This is a genomic window from Clostridiaceae bacterium, from assembly GCA_012840395.1.
Taxonomy (GTDB): domain Bacteria; phylum Bacillota; class Clostridia; order Acetivibrionales; family DULL01; genus DULL01.
Map to the genome: position 1 here is coordinate 24,788 of DULL01000028.1, position 20,211 is coordinate 44,998.

The following is a 20,211-nucleotide window of genomic DNA, read 5'->3' on the forward strand; positions in this document are numbered from 1 at the left end:
TTCAGCAATAAGAAACAAGTTTTATATGGATAGTTATTTCAAATAAATTATATTAGATTACTTCTATAAAGTCAATATATTAGTGGAAATTTTCCTTAAAGTATGTAAAAACAAATAAACAATAGCGCTTGCTTTATTTTCTTCTCTTTCTTATCACCGCAACAGTTAATATGGCAACAATTATTATGGTAAATATTTTACCAAAGCCCATTAATAATGGTGCAAAATAACGCAAATTCCTCCATACTTTTCCTAAGGACTTATCAATTTTTGAAACTTTCTCATTAGAATATAAAGTGAAGAAAAGATCATCCTCGGGCAAAGATTCCAAAAATGCTACATAAGTGTTGTCGCTTGTCTTTTCCAGTTGGATGCTGCTTTCAACAATATAAGGGGCTTCCTTGGGAGTGATAATTTTAATGTTAAGGTTTTTAAAATCGCTCCATTTTTTTGCAGGATTCAAAATATAATCAAAGTAATAAAGAGGTTTTGAAGTTTTCCTCATATCCATGGTTCCGGTTATATTGTAATTTACAGTTACTTCTTTTTCACTATTTTCAGGAAATTCAACAGTATAGACAAAAGCAATTATTCTTCTTAAACGCCACTGATCTGTGAGAACCGAGTCTGAACTAAATCCCATACCTTGTTCAAGGTATTTATCTAAAGTCTTTGCATACATATTATAGAGTTGTACCTCAGAAAGTATTTTTGTATTTTGCTGTTTGACAGAAGCCATTTCATTTTCATTGCTGCCCATATCGTTGTCTTCAGTGGCCATTTTCATAAGATATGATTTAACTTCCATTTCCTGAGAGGCAATATGGTGTGTAAATAAGTCGGTTTTTTCCTTAAGTTCTCCGTCTGAAAATGCACTTATCTTTATATCTATGTCTTCTCCCAGGACATAAACTTCCAAGGTTTCTGGTTCATAACACCAGGCAGCAATTCTTACTTTATCACTGCTGCGTTCATACCGATTAAAACCTTTAGTAAACACTTTTGTTTTATTATAATCAAATCTGAAATCTACTACGAAATTAACTCTCTGTTCGGTTGTTGGCTTTACATTTATAGTATACAATTTTCCTTTTTCGTCTATTTCAAAGTTTTCAGCCTGATAATATTTATCTGATATTGTTCCAACAATGTTTTCAAAATCAAAGGCTTTCTTTTTGTTTTCTTCAGAGTTATTTCTATAGTTCTCAACAACATCTCCTATATATATTTCATAAGGCAGACTGCTGCCGTCAGCTGTAATTTCAACATCACTAGCCTTAAAACTCGCAAGTTCTGCCACAACAGGAAATGCCATTTGTACTGATTGAGCCTGATCTGTAGAGTTTACCATATGATAAGTTGCAGTAACCTTCCCATCAATTGTATAGGAGCGCCCTTCATAATCAGAAAAATCAAAAGTGAGATCTTCATTTTTAACAATTATAGGAGAATTTTCTTTTACCAGCATTACTTCAGAAGCAGGGTATCCTTGCCAGTATGTTGGTCCTGAGTTGGCAAGGACATTAGAGGGTAACAGGCCAGCCAAGCCCGTTAGAACAATACTTATAGCAATGCCTACTGCAAACTTTCTCATGAAGTAACCCCTTGTTTTTTCCATTTATTAATATTTATCAATAAATTCCCTTACCAGCTTAATTCTGTGTTCCAGTCCGTCAGGAGGTACTTGATCAGCCACTCCCATAACAAATCTTGTATCATCTTTAAAAACATCAATAACATTTTGCAGATGGCTTATAAAGGCGTCCTCAGAGTAACTGGGAGAGAATAGTGCTCCTGGCAGGCCGCCCCATATTACTATATTATCTCCTGCTGTTTTTCTTAAGTCTTCAAGTTTTATGTCACCTACAGGGTATGGTGTAACGGCTTCAGCTACATCAAATCCGCAGGGTTCCAGCAAAGGCAAACAGGCACCGAGAGTTCCGTCTATATGTATGCCTATATATTTACCTGCTTTATGCAGTTGCTCAATTCTCTTTTTGTAATAAGGCATATTGTATTTCTCAAATAAAGTCTTACCTGTTATTTCACTGGAAAGATTTTCTGCAAACTCCACATAAACAGCAGGAGAGGCGCATAATATATCAAAAACCTCGTCTTCTGAATCCTGAATCATACAAATTATTTCTTCAAATTCTTCAGTTTCATCCAAGTACAATTCTATTGTTTTTTCAACTCCTGCCCATCTTGCCAGAAGCTTTTGTAAAGGAGCTACAGATATAGGTGCAATAGCAGTTGCTATTCCATGTTCACCCCAAAGTTCGTCTATTCTGCTAAACTCCTTATAGTTTTCAGAATATCTTGTATTCTTAAAAATGTAGAGCATTACTCTTAAGTCATTGATATCCTTGACAAAATGTTCCTGATAAGCCCAGGAGTAAGTTGCCGGTGAGTACTTCTGAACCGATCTTATATTCCCTACAGGAGTATTATATTCACATATGTGAAGGTCTTCAGTTTTTTTCTCGCTGTAAGATATACTCTTATCAAGATGTGTGTTCCATACAAAAGGAGGATAAAAACAAATACCTGCTCCTAAATCTTTATAAAAATTCAGGTATCCGGTCTCACCTTTATACTTATCCTGCAGGATTCCCCTGATTGTCATGCTATCATATAAATAGGATAAATCCGCGTACCAGGGCATCCTGTCCGGTTTTTGTCCTTTTAGTACACTTAATAGTCTTTCTCTCTCAGTCACAATACGTCCTCCATTATATAAGAATATTATTTATTGTTAGATATAAATAAATATAGTATCATTTAACCTGATGTGAATAGTTATTTCATGTTTTAGTTATTGTTATTCTAGCATACTATTTACCGTTTGTCTAACTGGACAGTCAAGAGTATTCCACCTATTTCCATGTTTTAACAGTTTTCACTGTTTGCCACACTTTGCCGCATTACTGCAGCATGCGCTGCAGGAACTGCAGCCCTGTCCCCTGTACATTTTTCTAACATTCTTTACAATGATCCAAATTGCTGCCAGGCAAAATATTGCTATAGCAATAATCTCAATAATCTTCATACAATCACCATCCTTTTCGGCCTACTGTCTTCATAGTCTCAAACACTACCTTTAATCTTGTTCTATTACACTTTTCCATTTCATTTTTTACAAATTCACTTATTCAAATCCCAACATTAATCCTATCTGGTATGTCAGTACAGATAATATCCATGCACAGACCAAGCCATATAAGATAGCTATAACTGTCCATTTTACCGATTTGGTCTCGCTTTTTATGCATCCTATGGTTGCAATACAAGGTGAATAAAGGAGTGCCATAAGCATGAAGGAATATGCGGATAAAGGAGTAAAGTGCTGCATAAGTATTGAATCCAATCCATACTCTCCTGCTTTATATACTACTCCAAATGTACTTACAACTACTTCTTTTGCCAGTACTCCAAATATCAGGGCAATTGTCGCCTGCCATGTTCCAAATCCTGCAGGTTTAAATATTGGAGCTATAAAAGAACTTATTTTCCCTATTAAGCTTTCATCGCTGGCATATTCCACACCTGCAGGCAGGCTGGAAAGTAGCCATATTATAACTACTGCTGCCAGAATTATAGTAGTTACTCTCTTTACAAAATCACTTACCTTGTCCCACATATGAATTAATACTCCTCTTAAAGTGGGAATCCTATATGGAGGAAGTTCTATTATAAAAGAGGAATCTTCACTTTCAGGAATCAGTTTACCGAACAATTTAGTTGTAGCTATTGCCATTACTATTCCTATCAGGTATAGGGATGCAACTACCAATGCCTGATTTTTTGAAAAAAATGCACCTGCAAACAAAACATACACAGGAAGACGGGCACTGCATGAAATAAAGGGATTAGCCATAATAGTAATTAGCCTGTCCCGTTTGCTTTCCAAAGTCCTTGTAGCCATTACAGCAGGCACATTACATCCGAATCCCAGTATGAAAGGTATAAATGCTTTGCCGTTGAGACCTACCGTTCTCATAGGTTTGTCCATTATATATGCTACTCTGGCCATATATCCGCTGTCCTCAAGTACGGCAATTGCCATAAAAAGCATAAATAAAACAGGAACTATGCTCAATACTGACCCAACTCCACCTATAATACCATCTATAATGAATGATGTGAAAATTTCAGAGGCACCAATAACAGCCAGGCCGTTTCCTGCCAGTTCGCTCAAACCCTCTACGCCCATCTCCATAAGTCCTACTAAGGGCTCACTAAATTTAAATGTAAACACGAAAACCAGGTACATTACTGCTATAAAGAACGGCAACCCCCAAATTCTATGAGTAAGTACACTGTCAATTTTATCTGTTAAAGTATTAGTTTCTATCTTGGGAGTGCTGACACATTGTTTAACAATTTTATTAATTAACTCATATCTTTTAGAAATTATATATGAGTCAAGTCCGGTCCCCAGCTGATTTTCCAGATTCTTTCTTTCAATCCTAATATAATCTAATAAATCTTTACCATTTTTCATAGCGGAAATCTGGGTATTTAATTTTTCATCATCTTCCAGCAGTTTAATGGAAAGCCACCTTGAAGGGTATTTTTTAGATAATTCACTTATACCATCAATCATTTTGCTGATTTGGAGAATTTTTTCTTCTACCACCGGACCATAATCAACTTTGAACTGTCCTTTTTTCTTTTGAGTTCCCTTTTCTTCCAATTTATGTTTTGTCAATATAATTTCATTGATTTCATCTATACCTAACCTTTTGGTAGCTATGGTCGGTACTATATTTGTACCAAAATATTGAGACAATTTCTCCAAATTAATGTCTATACCTAATTTTTTTGTCTCATCCATCATATTAAGTGCAATAATAACATCCGCATCCATCTCCAGCAGCTGTACCGTAAGATATAAATTCCTGTTAAGGTTGGTAGAATCAACAACATTAACTATTACATCAGGTTTTTCATTTAATATATATTCTCTGGCAACAACCTCATCTTCAGAATAAGCTCCCATACTATATATTCCTGGGAGGTCAACTACCTTTATCAGCTCTCCTCTATATATTATCTCTCCTTCTCTTTTTTCCACAGTAACACCAGGCCAATTACCTACATGCTGTCTTGCACCTGTTATATTGTTAAACAGGCTTGTTTTGCCTGTATTTGGATTACCTGCCAGAGCAACTGTAATACTTCCCATAATTTACCCCCTCTTTTGTTAGACACAACTAACATCCTGGCATAAATTAAACAACAGCAATCTTTTGAGCCATTCCATGCCCTAAAGCAAACCTGCTGTTTCCAACCATTACTATTAAAGGCCCGCCGCTATTGGATAAAACTCTTATTGGTGTTCCTTCAAGAATTCCAATTTCCATTAATTTATTACGGCAATTTCTTCCTCCCATGATTTCTTTAACTTTTACAATTTCACCGGAGTTAATATCATTTAATAAAGTAGGTTTATATTCTTTTATAATATGATTTTTCATTAACAGCACCTCCCCAAAACATTATTATCCGAATCTGCTTTTATCTATATCTATTTTTACTTCTATACTATTCTCTTTAGTTATCATAAATCTATTTTGTCAATTTACTTTTCGATTTATCTTCTTAATATTTCTTATTTTCTTAAATTGTCTTTATTTATTCTTTTTCTATATTGTCTTTAAATTTGTTACCTGTTAGTCTATACATCTTCTTTAGTGTAATTGTCCATAAAATCTATTAACTTATCCAATGAAGTAGAACTTATTGAATGTTCAATCAAACAAGCATCCCTGTGGGAAATCTCTTTACTTACTCCTAAAACCTCCTCAAAAAACCTTACCAAAATATCATGTTTTTCTTTCACTTTCAAGGCTATCTGTTCACCCTTTTCTGTGAGAACCAAAGGACCATATTTTTCATGAGCAACCAGCCCAGCCTTTTTTAGCTGTGAGACTGCCTGATGTACACTGGATTTTGCAACCTCAAGCTCTTCAGCCAGATCTGTTACACGAACCTTTTCATTTTGTTGGCTTATGTTCAATATAGCCTCAAGATAATCCTGCAACGAGGGTGAAACACTAATTTTATTTGTCACATTTTCACATCCAAATTTATTAGTCTTACCTAACATTTATTTTACACTTTACCTCCATAAAAATCAATAATAGGGAAAATTTTTTTTAATATTTATAGACTCCCTCAATCGGACACACTTATACATAACCCTACATATTATGTAGTAGGAATTATTAGTGTAAGATGTGTATAAATATGTTTATATTCCCAATGGGTATAAATCCCCTACTAAATCAGAACTTATGCATACGGCCAGGCTATTTATATTTAAACAACCTCTTTCGCTCGCTTTGGGAGCAACATGCTGATTTGACAAGGCTGGCCATTATAAGTATAGTTTTCGATCTACCTATTAAAGACCACGTTATAAAGCGTCTCCTAAGAAATCCTGAAGACTTTAAATCAGCTTTAGAACCCTACTATGGAAATAAAACTGCCTCTCAATTTGCCAATTTGCTTGCAGAACATCTGACTTTGGCAGCACAGCTTGTTGAGGCAAATAAATCCGGTGATAAGAAGTCAGCAAAGATTTACGAAAAAAAATGGTATGAAAATGCAAGCAATATTGCCTCTTTCCTTAGTTGTATAAATCCCTGCTGGAGCCGTGAAGAATGGGAAAAAATGCTTTTTACCCATTTGGATTTTGTTAAGGCACAGGCAACAAATATGCTCACAAAAGATTATGCCAAAGCTATAGCCATATTTGATCCCTATGAAAGACAGGTTCTGGAAATGGCTGATATTATGTCCATGGGTATAATAAGGCAATTCCCATATAAATTTGTCTATAGCCCGCCCCTTAATCACTAGTTCTAAGGGGCTGACTTTTATATATCAGAGCAGGGAACAATTTCTGTCCTTTAACTGTTAAGCCGCAAGAGAATCTAGAAAATTGCAGCTAATAGCCCAATAAGAATGATTATCGGGGATATGCACCAGGATATACGCTGCATGGTAATATAAAAATCTGAGGGTTCAGGGTTTTCTACACTAAGGGAGTGCCTTAACCGGAAGAAAAATAACGGATACTTTATATCAATTACAGTTATAATAATCAAGAATATGGAAATAACTAAAAGTCTTACATCTCCCCGTATTTGTTCACCTTCCCCAGATGCAAAACTCACAACACTTTTTAGATATATTTTATAATCTGATTTATAAGGATTTTGGTCATTAATAATAATATGCCCGATTCCTTCAATAAATGGTTCTTCGTTTTTATCGAATAAAAATATATCTCCTTCCCTATATCTGCCTTCAAAAATAATATTATTGTTTATATCCTTTATTACTACTTTTTCACGAAAATCCTCATTATTCTTTTCAAAACCTACTTCATATTTCTCAACTATATTATTGGGCAGCCTATAAATAACTTCAATGTTATCATGGATACCTTTTATGCCTTTTACAGTAATGTGTATTTGGCCCCACCGGCCTTTGCCTATATAGTGAGTATCTGCCCCGATAACCTCTTTCTTCAGAAACACCTCATCATATACAACGCCCTTAGTGAAAAAAACAAGAAAATACATCCAGGACAAAGTAATAACTAATAGGGTTAAAGCTATTATAAATATTTTACTTTCTTTAGCTAATCTCTTTATATTTTCAATAACCATAAATATATCCTCACATTTAATTTCACTTTACTGCTTTCTTTATTCTCGAGCAATTTCTTTTATAGCTTAATACTATTCTATAGTACTATTATTAATAATCATATAATTGATATGGTTAACAGTGTTATTGATATATTATCACAAATTGACAGTACTATATCACTTTGTCAGAAAAAATATATGCTTTTTCTGTTATAATAATATTCTTTTGAATAAATAAAACCCATCTCTTAGTTTTGATATAAGAGACGGGTTTATGCTTTTATATATTTTTTAGCTAGTCATTTTATTTTGCCAAAGCTAATTTATAAATTTTTTCAATATCTTCATTATATAATGGCACAAACCTTCCTAAGCATTCTCCTTCCTTCAGGCCAAGATTCTTTACTAATACCGGAATATCCTCTTCTTTTGCACCTAGCTCTTCAAAGTTGGAAGGTAATCCAAGAGATTTCCAGAAGACCTGAAGCCTGTTTATACCTTCAAGAGCTGTAGCTTCAGGATTTGCAAAGTCCATACTGCATCCCCAGACACGTACTGCTATCTGGGCAAATCTGTCGATATCATGCTTCATAACATATTTCATCCATGCTGGGAATACTACTGCCAGACCAGCTCCATGGGGGACATCATACAGCGCTGATAACTCATGTTCAAGAATATGGCTGCTCCAGTCCTGTTGGCGGCCAACACCACAAACATTATTATGGGCTATCATTCCTGCCCACATAATATTTGCTCTGGCTTCATAGTCTCTGGGGTTTTTCATAACTCTTGGAGCTTCTCTAATCATAGTAAGCAATACGGCCTCACAAAGCCGATCTGTTATTTCTACTCCTTTTGTGTTGGTAAAATAACGTTCAAATACATGAGCCATTATATCTGCAACACCGTTTGCAGTCTGATCAGGAGGTAAAGTATAGGTGAGTTCAGGATTCAGGATGGAAAATGTGGGACGCAAATACTCGCTGCCTGCTCCTTTCTTTTTCATATATTTTTCATGAGTGATAACTGTATCAGGTGAACCTTCGCTTCCTGCAGCTGCAATTGTTAATACAGTGCCAACCGGCAGTGCTTCCTTAATTTGTGCCTTGCCGCTAAAAAAGTCCCAAAAATCTCCATCATATTTCACGCCCGCAGCTATGGCTTTTGCTGAATCTATAACACTTCCACCACCAACAGCAAGAATAAAATCAACACCTTCTCTGCGGCATAGATCAATACCCTCATAAACAAGGCCACTTCTGGGATTAGGTACCACACCGCCCAGTTCTATGTAGTCAATTCCCTCTGCTCTCAGAGATTCTTCAACCCTGTCCAAAAGTCCTGACCTTTTAACCGATCCCCCTCCAAAATGGACCAGTACTTTACTTCCTCCAAAACGTCTTACCAAAGATCCTGCTTCTTTTTCTGTGTCTTTCCCGAACATAAAATAGGTGGGACTATAAAAGGTAAAGTTATTCATGGCATCCTCCTTAATTTAATATTATTTTCCATAGTATTGTTTCCGTATATTAATTAGTATAAAGTAACTATAAAAAATCCCTGGTTTCAGGCAATCAACAGACTTACATCTTACCACTTATTATAGTGGACTTTTTCAACATCATATCTGTCTATGGGATCCTTTAATTCATCCGGATAACCTATTGCGATAATGCTAAGAGGCACAACTTCTTCGGGGATTTGCAAAAGTTTTTTGAGAGCATTTACTCTCTCTTCATTGGGATACAGTCCAAGCCACACTGAACCCAGGCCAAGTTCCGTGGCCATCAAAAGAATGTTCTGAGTTGCAGCGGAACAATCCTGTATCCAAAAGTCTCTGACTCTTTCCGATGAAAGGTCTCCGCAGACAATAATCCCATGGCTGGCTTCGCTCAGCATTTTGGAATGGGGGTGAAACTTAGGTATTTCGTTCAGTATATTCCTGTCATTAATAACAATGAAATGCCATGGTTGTGCATTACGTGCCGAAGGTGCCGCAAAACCTGCCCTCAATAACTTCTCAATTGCTTCATCAGGCACCACTTTATTTTTATATTTTCTGATACTTCTTCTTTGAAAAATTATGCTCATCCTATCCCTCCTCAAACTTTGAAAGTTATATTTATATTTATTTTTAAATCTTTAAATAAATAATTCTACATATATAATTCTATCTGCAGAAATCTTATAGCTTAATATATTATTACCACTATTTTTAATCATGTATCAAGAAGTCTCTCGCCTCTATAAGCGGGAGCTGAATTAATCCTAATTAAATTTACAACTAAGATATTACTTGCCAGAAAATTGTCCTGTTTAACTGTCAAACCTAAAAAGCTGGTCTCTCGTGAAATTCCATTCAGGTGTGTTAAGCACATCTCCAAAATTAACAGGATACCAGGGATTGTCTTCAGGATTATCGTAATTCTTTAGAATATGTATATCCTGGGCAGGCATATAACTTTGTGCTATTATAAATATCTTTTCCTTGGTTTCTTCATGTTCTGCCATGTCAAGTATAATAACACAGTGGCCGGGAAGTTCTCCCTTTAAGAATACATCACCCGGTTGCATTTCTTCTAAAGGTATCTTCTTCATTTCCTGAGATAGGGACAATGTCCCGGCATAGGCAAATACCATGTCCATATAATCTCTGAATACTTTATACTCCTCTGAATATTCCCCCTGTTTCACCCAATAGGCATTATTTCCTTCTACTCTTATTCTGTTTCCCTTCATCCAGGTACTATAATCAGCTCTGAAACCATTGGTAAAATTAAAATGTATCCTGTCGTACTCGCCCCTACTAAAGAGATATTCTGCCCATAATCTCATAACTGCATCAGCGCACTGCTGCAAATCCCTGTCACCTACATCAATATCCAGGACAGCCACATGAACGTCTTTACTCTTAATGCTGCCGTCGTAATACTTTACTTTTGATCCATGAGGCTTTAGAGGTAAATTCCTTAAATACTCACCAAAAGAACCCTTTTCTACATCCACCCGTTTGTAACCCTCAGGGACCATTATTCTCTCCTGAACAGTAATTCCCTCTTCATTAATAAGTGAAGTTTTACTTTGCTGTTCAACTATATTTTTTATAACAGTATTATTCTCTGAACTGTTTGAAATGTCATTTAAACTTTTTCCGCTGTTGGTCTGAATATTTTCTGTCTCTCCATTTTGCTCCCCTGATCTAATACCACTGTCAGAACCCGTATAATTGTTTATGGAACATGAAGAAAGAAATACAAGAACTACTAAGATGAATGACAATATTACAATTATTCTCCTCATGATAAACTATGCTCCTGTTGGCATTTCTTTTGTATGTGATTATATTGTAGCTGTTTATGGAAAACTATTCAACTTATTTATCCTGCATTATGTAACGTATTCTCTAACAATATGCTCTTTTTTTATTTTTCAAATTTTGAGATCAAACCACATTAATACTGATATACACCACATTGTTAATATAAATTTCATAAAGAAATTCATTCTATATGTATTGACATAATATCTGTCCATTAATATAATAAAATAGAACATATGAATATACGTTCAATTGTTCAAATGAATTAGTATGAACAGGCAGGTGGTGTTATGTCCAATAATTACGGACAAATTGAAAAATGTGACAGTGATGTAATCCATGAAGAAGTTGTTAATAGAGTAAAGGAAAAAATGCCTCCGGAAGAATCATTGTATGATTTGGCAGAACTATTTAAAGTATTTGGAGATACCACACGGATTAAAATTCTTTGGGCATTGGAAGAAGCTGAAATGTGTGTATGCGATATTGCCGCCCTGTTGAATATGACACAATCAGCAATATCTCACCAGCTAAGGGTGTTAAAGCAAGCTAAACTAGTTAAAAGCAGGAGAGATGGCAAAATAGTATACTACTTACTGGACGACGATCATGTAAGGCAGATATTTGATCAAGGTTTAATCCATATTAATGAAGGCAGGTAAGCCTTTGAACTTTAATTTCATCTTAGATATAAATAGTCCGGAGGGACATGTCATAAAAACTGTATTCAGGAGGTCACTATAATGAAAAAGAAATTCATACTGGAAGGTTTGGGTTGCGCAAACTGTGCTGCGAAGATGGAGAAAGCCATTAATAAGATTGATGGGGTCAAAGAAGCCACCATTAACTTCATGACCACAAAACTTGTCATAGAAGGCGAAGACGAAAAAATGCCGTCAATTATAGAAGCTGCGGAAAAGATAATTAAAAGCATTGAACATGATGTTGTTATGAAAAAAGCTTAGAAATGCTGAAATAGAAATATTGTTACAGAAATATTTGAACAGAAATCCCGGATCTCGTCTAAGTTAAATCGCACAGAGAGGAAAATTTTTATGAGAAAGCATCTTTATAGAATAATCACCGGTGCGGTGGCTTTTATTGCTGCAGTAGCCGTTAATATATATGTTGATACAAATAATGAATGGCTTAAGATTCTTTTATTTTTAACCAGCTATGTGATAGTCGGCGGAGATGTAGTGAAAAAAGCTGTAATAAATATTTTTAGAGGAAAAATTTTTGATGAAAACTTTTTAATGACTATAGCCACAATTGGGGCTTTTTTAATAGGTGAACACCCCGAGGGAGTCGCAGTTATGCTGTTCTACCAGGTTGGGGAACTATTTCAGAGCTATGCTGTTGATAAATCCAGAAAGTCTATAGCAAGCCTTATGAACATACGGCCTGATTTTGCCAATGTTAAAAGAGGAGACGATCTTGTAAGAGTTGATCCTGATGAGGTGCAGATTGGGGATATTATTGTAATTAAAGCCGGAGAAAAAATACCCCTTGACGGAATAGTCATTGAAGGAAATTCAATGGTTGATACTTCTGCTCTTACAGGTGAATCCGTTCCCCGTGAAATAGGACCGGGAAGTGATATTCTTAGCGGGTGTATAAATATTAATGGTGTTATCACAGTAGAAGTTACCAAGGAATATGATGAATCCACAGTAAGCAAAATTCTTGATTTGGTTGAAAATGCAAGCAGCAAAAAATCCAAACCAGAACAATTTATAACAAGATTCGCGGGGTACTACACACCCGTTGTTGTAATTATTGCCGTTTTACTTGCTATTGTGCCTCCACTTGTAATAAAGAGTACCTCATTCAGCAGCTGGCTTTACAGAGCACTGTCTTTTCTTGTGGTTTCCTGTCCCTGTGCTCTTGTTATTTCAATACCTCTAAGTTTTTTCGGCGGAATTGGGGGAGCATCAAGAAATGGTGTTCTGGTTAAAGGAAGCAACTATCTGGAAGCACTGGCTAAAACTGAGGTAATTGTTTTTGATAAAACAGGAACGCTTACCAGAGGAGTATTCAGCGCCCAGGAAATTCATCCGGTAAATATTTCGAAAGAAGAACTATTGGAATTTGCTGCATATGCAGAGAGTTATTCAAATCATCCTATATCCCTTTCATTAAAAAGTGCTTACGGAAAAGAGATCGATAACAAGCGGATTTCTGACATGGAAGAAATTCCCGGTCATGGCGTCAGTGTATCAATTGACGGGAAAAAGGTTTTAGCCGGCAATGACAAACTTATGAAAAAAATGAATATTACTTATACTGAGAAAGAGTCTGCCGGAACAATTGTTCATGTCGCAATAGATAATATGTATGCGGGATACATAGTTATTTCAGATGAAATAAAGCCTGATTCGGCACAAACCATCAAGAAGCTTAAAGAAGCCAATATTAAGCAGACGGTCATGCTTACCGGAGATAATAGAAATGTGGGGTTGAAGGTTGCCAAAGAGCTTGGACTTGATAAAGTTTATACTGATCTTCTTCCTGGAGATAAAGTTGAAAAACTGGAAGAACTATTTCTTCAAAAGTCTGCTAAAGGCAAGCTTGCATTTGTGGGTGACGGAATTAATGACGCTCCTGTTCTCGCCCGTGCTGATATAGGAATAGCTATGGGAGGATTAGGTTCTGACGCGGCTATTGAAGCAGCAGATGTAGTAATTATGACTGATGAGCCTTCTAAGATTGTTACTGCTATGAAAATCTCCATCAGAACTTTGAATATTGCATATCAAAATATTGCATTCGCAATAGGAGTAAAGGTTGCTGTGCTTATTCTGAGTGCTTTAGGATTAGCTCATATGTGGGCTGCAATATTTGCGGATGTAGGAGTAACTATAATAGCAGTGCTAAACGCTTTCAGGGCTTTGAATATAAGGGACGGTTCTCCTGCTCCCAAAAATGGATAAGGAGACAAGTCCCTTGACCCAGAATAAACATAGCTTATCATGACAAGAGAATGTAACATCATAAAATTCATTCGTATATTTATTTATTATTAAACTTATTTATTAAATATTTGATTATATAATTTAAGAACAATATTTACCGGAAATAGACGCTGTTCAAATAAAATAGCCATGGATAAGGCAGCCATAACCAGACCTATTAGGAAATATAAAACATGGGGAAAAGCAACCGTATTTAGCATTATACACTGAACTACAATCCAAATTACTAACGCCCAGCTGAAAACACTGCTTATATATCCTTGAAACCTTGATTTAAAGCGGAACATTAGTGCACTTATGATGTTTCCAATACCAAGTACAACAAATAAAATAATTCCAGGTATCAAATAATTACTAAAAGGTGAATTCTTTAGTGCTTCATTTGGTATTCCCAGTGGATTATGAGGATTAATTATAGCAGCCAGTCCTCCAAACACAGCTCCTATTCCTACAAATAAGTGTAAAACAAACAACGTTCGATACAGTCTCCTCATTCCTAACCTATCCCTCTTTTTAATAAAAAAGCTTTCTATGATAATAATATTTTATCATAGAAAGCTCTTTTCTGGAGGATTTTTTCACAACTTCCAATTAATAAAAATATGGGTGGGACAGAGAATCTGTCTCCGTGGCTCTCCCCGTAGCTCATCCCAAGCCCAGGCATCACCGAAGCAGGAAACGGGAGCAGAAGAACCGTCCCCGTGCTTCGCTTATGTTAAAAGCTTAATACACCTCATCATAACTGCAGCACATTCTGCACGGGTAGCATTTTTCAATGGCATTAAATTTCCCTCACTTCCTACTATCAAGCCAAGAGCTGTGACCTTTTGCACTGCAGCAATTGCCCAATCAGATATTTCAGCTTTATCTTTAAAATCAATTCTGCCTGCATTTAAGTCCAGTCCCAGATATTCCAAACAGTTGTTGAGGATTACCATCATTTCCTGTCTGGTGATTTCTTTATCAGGTTTAAAGCTGCCATCTCCGGTACCGCTTACTATGCCTTTTTCTATAGCAAAACCTACATAAGGCGCAAACCAATCTGATGTTTTTACGTCCTCAGGCAGTGTTCCTGAAATTTCAGGAGGTGTACCTGCTATAATACCTGTAGCGGATAAAATCATTTTCAGGAACTCCGCCCTTGAACAATTCCTTTCAGGTGCAAAGTCATTACTACCTATTCCGTTAACTAGACCTCTTGCTGCAACATATGAAATTATATCCTTTGCCCAGCTGTTTTCTGTGTCATTAAATGTGAAGCTTCTTTCTTCTATAGAATAATCACCGTTTCCATCTAATTTAAAAATCATATTGCCAGAAGTTTCATCATAGTAAGAATATGTTATTACTTTTCCATCCTTTAATGCTGCCATGTTATATGCATTTGGTTTCGAATCTGAATTTGCATCTTCATCATCATTTTGAGGAAGCCTTACTTTAATAATACCTCCGACTTTTCCCGTATTTCCAATTTTAACCGAAATGTTCCTGCCGTCCTGGATTACTGAAATACTTACGCTGTCGCTATTTGGATTGTTCTTAATTTCATCCCTAAGGGCATTTACGGTATCGTTATCTAAAATCAGCTCCACATTCTTGAAGTTTATCTTTAGCCTGTCGGTTTCCATATCAAGTATGTCTTTACCCAAGTCTATAGTATCTTTGTCCTCCTTTGCTGTCAGAACCAGCATCTCACTATCATATTTATAAGTTACATCTTCTTCATACACCATATAAACCGGGCTTATATCATAGGACCGCTTCCATACTGTTACACTGATCAGGGCATAAAGGTCATTAGGATTTATAACATTATCCTCTCTTATTATAGCACCTTTTAGATTATAGGTTGTTGCAACATCAGGGTTATATGCACCCGGATCCCAAATAACAGGATACTCAACCTCTTCCCCTGTATTCAAAGTTACTTTTACTGTTTCAGGTAAATCCAGATTGTCAAAGGATGTTCCACTGTAGACAGTTTTACTGTCTATGGCATCCATCGATACAATACTTTTGACAAAATTAAGAGTAAATTCCTTCGTTATCGGGGTTCCAATATCTTCGTAAACACCGTCCAGGACATGTTTACCCTGTGCTGTAACTGAAATTGTAACTGAGGGCTTATCCATTGCCTTTTTCAGTATAAGCTGGTTTGCCATAAGTTCAAAATACTCGTTGTCGGCAATGGTATAATCATATATAACACCTATGGGAGCCCCCTGTATGGAAAAACGTGCAACAGGTGAGCCTATTTCTGAAGTTGTAACACCAGTTGTTGAAATCCTTATATCTACATTCCCATAGGGCTGCTTAACTGTAACATTTATTGTTGATTCCAGGCTGTAATAATCAGTAATATAGTATTCACAATGAATAACCGCTTCTCCGGAATAATAGGCGTTTATAACACCATTTTCATCAACAGATACTATATCACTGCCATATATCACACTATATGATACATTGTTATCAAGCTTAAATTCTTTGCCGCTTTCAGAAACGCCAAATACATTAATCTTAGCCGTATCACCCTGGTTAAGTTCAATCCCTTCAATATTGACATTATTCTCATCCTTAATTAATAGCGACTTAAGACTTGATAACTCTGAAGGTATTACTTCCACATACATTGCTGTTTCATTACCCGCAGGATCAACTGCAGTAACCTTTAATTCATCCCGGGTATTTACCTGTGTTCCAATGTATGTGAAGCTTCCACCCAATACAGGTACAGCTGTCCTGTTGTTTCCGGTTACTCCGCTATCCTGATTGTCTGAGCTGTTTTCAATGTATACCCGCGCATTAGGCTCGCTTGTTCCAACAATCTCATATCTCCCATTGCTGCTTAAAACGCTTGATGAATTGAGAAGAAGTTCAGGCTTCACCGTATCCAGGGTTATAACCAGTTTTGATGAAGTGTAATCATTATTTTCATTAACAGCCAAAAAGTCTATAACACTGCCTCCATCATCAAGTTCTACAGGAATTTCAAGAGAAGTGTCGGCATTAACTGTATATATTTCACCATTGGTTATCCCGTCTACCCAGTAAGAAACCTCCACATTCTGGTCTGGAATATATTTTACAACCGGATTGCTCTGATTGGTGGTTACACCAACAGTATTTTCATTTTTACCATCTGCCTTTGTTGCAGTTGTGTCATTGACTTTCAGTGTAACCTTTGCAGGATTCGGCACAGGCAGGTAAATTGGATCCGAAATATATTCTTCACTGGTGTAAGTAATATAATTTTTCTCATTATATGAGTAAACCTTGATTCTGTATGATTTTCCAGGAACAATTCCCGAGTTTTTAAAGCCGGTAGGATTGCCGTTTTCATCATAACCTATAGCAACAGTGGACTGATTGCCAATGTAAACCATTGTTTTATCGGTTGTTATACCCTCAAAACCTTCTATCTGATTGCCATTTTCATCAAGAATAGTTACAACATATCCCTGTGCATTTGCAACATCGTCATAGGTTACCTTAAACTGTCCGTCTCCCCCTGGTAAAACCCTTATATTCTGAGGCATATCAGGTACATTGGGATTTACATAAGTAAATATTTCATCTGACAGTTCACTGGAATAGACTTCATTTTCATGTCTTAACACAACTCTTACCTGGTAGTTTCCACTTGTCAATCTTTCAGGTATATCAACAAGTGCCTCCTTATTCTTTGCAGGGATCCCTTGTGCAGCTCTAATACCCGGATCGTATCCTTCTGCCATTTTTTTATTGTATTCTTCTTCATTGCCTTCATAATCCTCCAGATCAACTGTTTTCTGGATTTCAGAAAGATGTATGTCAACAGTATAGCTGTCATCGATATTTAAAGCATCCCAATTTACTATAAGCTGTTCATTGGAAACCTGCTGGAAGGACACATTCTTAATTTCAGGAAGTGCCATAACATCCATTGCCCTGCAGTCAACTGCCTTGTCAGTTGTAATCGTCCAGATTCCGTTCTCGGGATCTTCTACGGAAATATACACCAGTTGCTCGGTAATTCCGCTTTTACTTTCATTTTCATTTATAGTCTGAATACGGTAGTTTTCATTTTCTTTAAGTATATATTCACTGCCGTCAGGCCTGGTTACGCTTATGGACGGCATATCACCTGTATACTGAAGTTCAAACAATGCATAATCCTGATCCTTAACCTCTATTTCATGTTTTGTGTCATATGCCATAAGCCTTGCGTCATTGCTTCTTTTTGATGAGTATGTTTCCCTCATGTTTCCACCGAAAAGAATAATGCCGCTGCTGTTGCTTTGTTCATTGTCTACATATTGATACCCAATTGCATTTTCTATTTCTTCGATTGGAATGTTTAATTCCTGTGAAATATATGCAAAGTCGTCGTTAAATCTAACCTTTTTATCAGCCCAGTAATAACTTACAGAAACAGGAATTCCGATTACCCTAATTCCGCAAAAAGCCCGGTAGGTACTAAGTTCCGCCATTATTGCAGCAAGCTCAATGCCTCCTATAAGCGGAATATATTTTGGAATAAATAATCCAACATAAGCTTTGCCTCCGAGAGATACATTACCAAAAATGCTGTCGATTCTAGGATCCGCTACAAGCCAGATTGATGCCTCGCCCTTAATTATATCAAGAATATTCATGGAAATGCCTGCCCCAATATCAACACAAGGGTACATTACACCGTTATATTCAGTAAAATAAACCAGGAACTTTGCATAGGCTCCGTCAATCATCTTAAGCCCTACGATTTTGCCTTCTTCAGCTGTGAACTGAAAACCGTTTAAACCAAATTCCAACGCAATTGTTTCAAGCTGGAAGGAATAAAGTGTAGGATCGGCATATCCTGAAATCAGTTTTAAGGTAAGTGGTGGTATTACATTATAATACCCCTTAATAGTATTATATAAATTATATACGCCTCCGCCCATTTTGGTTAAGTATCCAACATTTGCCGGACCCGCGCCAAGTGGAATTCTTAACGTATCACCGCCTAACACAAGCTCCACGCTGTCAGGTATGCAGCCTCCCCCTGTTTCAAAGACAAGTGCAACTGTCCCTTCACATTCAAAGGCATCACCAACTTTAAAACCTGCATTTATTGCCGCATACATGCCGTCATAGTTTATTGAGTCAAGCGCAAAGGCAGCATGAGCTCCTCCTGCCTTAAGTTTGGGTATTGAACCATCATCAATCTGGACGCTTCCGTTAGCAATTATTCCCACCATGTGTTTAAGACTTTTTCTTTATTTTCTACCATTGATTTTACTGCATTTCATGCCATTATTATTTCTATTTTCATTAAAAAATTATCGCTTCAAAAAATTTTAGTACGTTTTTAGTACGGTCATTTTCATTCATTGTTTTTATTTTCTATAGTGTCAATACTATCATTTTATGACCTTGCTTAAATCCATTTTAGCATATATAACCCTGTGAATCTCAACAACCTGTTCTTTAACCACATAGAACACTAAATAGTTTTTTACAGGTAATACTCTATATTCATTTTCAAGGGATTTTTCAGGATAATATATCCTGCATGAATACGGAAACTGTGCAAGCCTTGATATAGAAGTATCCAATGCATCAATTAAATCCATTGCTGCCTTTGGTGCTTTTAACTCATCTGCAATATAAGACACAATATTATATAAATCTTTACTTGCCAAAGGCAGGTATCTAATTTCATACTTCATCAGATTCCACCTTATCCGTTAACCTTGCCCTTAATTCATTAAATACTTCTTTATGGGAATAACGTTTATCAGTTGATTTTGCTTCCAGTTCCGCTTCCTTCAACTTAAAGTAAATTTCACTTTCAAACAGTTTGCGTTCATAAGCTTCCATACTCATAACAACCATATCACCATAACCATTCTTGGTCAAAAATACTGGTTCTTGAGTTTCATGGATAATCCTTGATATATCAGCAAAATTATTTCTTAAATCTGATACTGGTCTAATATGTGGCATACAATTATCACCCCTTTATTAGTTTAGCATAATTTTATCATAATTATGCTAAAACATCAATAAAACTATAAAAGTTATTTTTCCTCATTAAGTTGTTCTAATGGTTTTATATTAAATGGGTCAGTTAAATCCTTGCCTTCAAACTTTTCCAAGAATTCCAATAATGCAGTTCTTCTTACCTTCATGCTTCCAAGTTTTATAGCTGGTAGTAAACCTGCCTTAATTAAACTGTAAATGTAAGCTGAATTACATTTAACCAGTTCAGCAACTTCACTTACAG

At 36.1% G+C, this 20,211-nt stretch carries 19 protein-coding genes; 4 read left to right on the plus strand and 15 right to left on the minus strand.

Going from position 1 to position 20,211, the window contains the following annotated elements:
- Window positions 1–133: 133 nt before the first annotated feature.
- From GXX20_03280 to GXX20_03305, 6 genes are all read right to left on the minus strand, one after another.
- Window positions 134–1,573, minus strand: a complete 1,440-nt coding sequence (locus tag GXX20_03280; GenBank protein ID HHW30688.1) for a hypothetical protein — start codon at window positions 1,571–1,573, stop codon at window positions 134–136.
- A 48-nt stretch (window positions 1,574–1,621) separates the two neighbouring features.
- Window positions 1,622–2,719, minus strand: coding sequence for a hypothetical protein (locus GXX20_03285; GenBank protein HHW30689.1), 1,098 nt, complete (start codon window positions 2,717–2,719; stop codon window positions 1,622–1,624).
- 180 nt (window positions 2,720–2,899) lie between these two features.
- A complete protein-coding gene (locus tag GXX20_03290) occupies window positions 2,900–3,049 on the minus strand; it encodes a FeoB-associated Cys-rich membrane protein (protein ID HHW30690.1) in 150 nt (49 codons plus the stop codon).
- Between the two features lie 99 nt (window positions 3,050–3,148).
- A complete protein-coding gene (gene feoB / locus GXX20_03295) occupies window positions 3,149–5,188 on the minus strand; it encodes a ferrous iron transport protein B (GenBank protein HHW30691.1) in 2,040 nt (679 codons plus the stop codon).
- 46 nt (window positions 5,189–5,234) lie between these two features.
- Complete coding sequence (locus tag GXX20_03300; protein ID HHW30692.1) at window positions 5,235–5,480, minus strand: hypothetical protein; 246 nt, start codon at window positions 5,478–5,480, stop codon at window positions 5,235–5,237.
- A gap of 200 nt (window positions 5,481–5,680) precedes the next feature.
- Window positions 5,681–6,076, minus strand: a complete 396-nt coding sequence (locus GXX20_03305; GenBank protein ID HHW30693.1) for a metal-dependent transcriptional regulator — start codon at window positions 6,074–6,076, stop codon at window positions 5,681–5,683.
- Between the two features lie 227 nt (window positions 6,077–6,303).
- Between GXX20_03305 and GXX20_03310 the strand changes: the two genes are divergently transcribed.
- Entirely contained in the window at window positions 6,304–6,867 is a 564-nt protein-coding gene (locus GXX20_03310) for an acetylglutamate kinase (GenBank protein ID HHW30694.1), read from the plus strand.
- Between the two features lie 74 nt (window positions 6,868–6,941).
- On the opposite strand, the gene GXX20_03315 is transcribed toward GXX20_03310, so the two are convergent.
- The 4 genes from GXX20_03315 to GXX20_03330 all read right to left on the minus strand — a co-directional run bounded on the left by GXX20_03315 (window position 6,942) and on the right by GXX20_03330 (window position 10,967).
- Window positions 6,942–7,682 (minus strand): hypothetical protein, encoded by a 741-nt coding sequence (locus GXX20_03315; protein ID HHW30695.1) that lies wholly within the window; start codon window positions 7,680–7,682, stop codon window positions 6,942–6,944.
- A gap of 286 nt (window positions 7,683–7,968) precedes the next feature.
- A complete protein-coding gene (locus tag GXX20_03320; GenBank protein ID HHW30696.1) occupies window positions 7,969–9,147 on the minus strand; it encodes an iron-containing alcohol dehydrogenase in 1,179 nt (392 codons plus the stop codon).
- A 110-nt stretch (window positions 9,148–9,257) separates the two neighbouring features.
- Window positions 9,258–9,758 (minus strand): nitroreductase family protein, encoded by a 501-nt coding sequence (locus GXX20_03325; protein HHW30697.1) that lies wholly within the window; start codon window positions 9,756–9,758, stop codon window positions 9,258–9,260.
- A 225-nt stretch (window positions 9,759–9,983) separates the two neighbouring features.
- Window positions 9,984–10,967 carry a DUF4846 domain-containing protein gene (locus GXX20_03330; protein HHW30698.1) on the minus strand — a complete coding sequence of 328 codons (984 nt, stop codon included), beginning with the start codon at window positions 10,965–10,967 and terminating at the stop codon, window positions 9,984–9,986.
- Between the two features lie 309 nt (window positions 10,968–11,276).
- Between GXX20_03330 and GXX20_03335 the strand changes: the two genes are divergently transcribed.
- The 3 genes from GXX20_03335 to cadA all read left to right on the plus strand — a co-directional run bounded on the left by GXX20_03335 (window position 11,277) and on the right by cadA (window position 13,919).
- Complete coding sequence (locus GXX20_03335; protein ID HHW30699.1) at window positions 11,277–11,648, plus strand: helix-turn-helix transcriptional regulator; 372 nt, start codon at window positions 11,277–11,279, stop codon at window positions 11,646–11,648.
- A gap of 81 nt (window positions 11,649–11,729) precedes the next feature.
- Window positions 11,730–11,951 carry a heavy metal transporter gene (locus tag GXX20_03340; protein ID HHW30700.1) on the plus strand — a complete coding sequence of 74 codons (222 nt, stop codon included), beginning with the start codon at window positions 11,730–11,732 and terminating at the stop codon, window positions 11,949–11,951.
- Window positions 11,952–12,041: 90 nt separating this feature from the next.
- Window positions 12,042–13,919 (plus strand): cadmium-translocating P-type ATPase, encoded by a 1,878-nt coding sequence (gene cadA / locus GXX20_03345; protein ID HHW30701.1) that lies wholly within the window; start codon window positions 12,042–12,044, stop codon window positions 13,917–13,919.
- A 95-nt stretch (window positions 13,920–14,014) separates the two neighbouring features.
- On the opposite strand, the gene GXX20_03350 is transcribed toward cadA, so the two are convergent.
- The 5 genes from GXX20_03350 to GXX20_03370 form a co-directional block, all read right to left on the minus strand.
- Window positions 14,015–14,455: a hypothetical protein gene (locus GXX20_03350; protein HHW30702.1), complete on the minus strand. Its 441-nt coding sequence runs from the start codon at window positions 14,453–14,455 to the stop codon at window positions 14,015–14,017.
- Window positions 14,456–14,671: 216 nt separating this feature from the next.
- Window positions 14,672–19,183, minus strand: coding sequence for a hypothetical protein (locus GXX20_03355; protein HHW30703.1), 4,512 nt, complete (start codon window positions 19,181–19,183; stop codon window positions 14,672–14,674).
- 162 nt (window positions 19,184–19,345) lie between these two features.
- Complete coding sequence (locus GXX20_03360) at window positions 19,346–19,654, minus strand: type II toxin-antitoxin system RelE/ParE family toxin (GenBank protein ID HHW30704.1); 309 nt, start codon at window positions 19,652–19,654, stop codon at window positions 19,346–19,348.
- The gene (locus tag GXX20_03365; GenBank protein HHW30705.1) at window positions 19,644–19,931 is read right to left on the minus strand and encodes a type II toxin-antitoxin system Phd/YefM family antitoxin; all 288 of its coding nucleotides are present in this window, start codon (window positions 19,929–19,931) and stop codon (window positions 19,644–19,646) included. The genes GXX20_03360 and GXX20_03365 overlap by 11 nt, the downstream gene beginning before the upstream one ends.
- A gap of 74 nt (window positions 19,932–20,005) precedes the next feature.
- Window positions 20,006–20,211, minus strand: a 206-nt coding sequence (locus GXX20_03370) for a helix-turn-helix domain-containing protein (protein ID HHW30706.1), incomplete at its 5' end; no start/stop codon positions are given.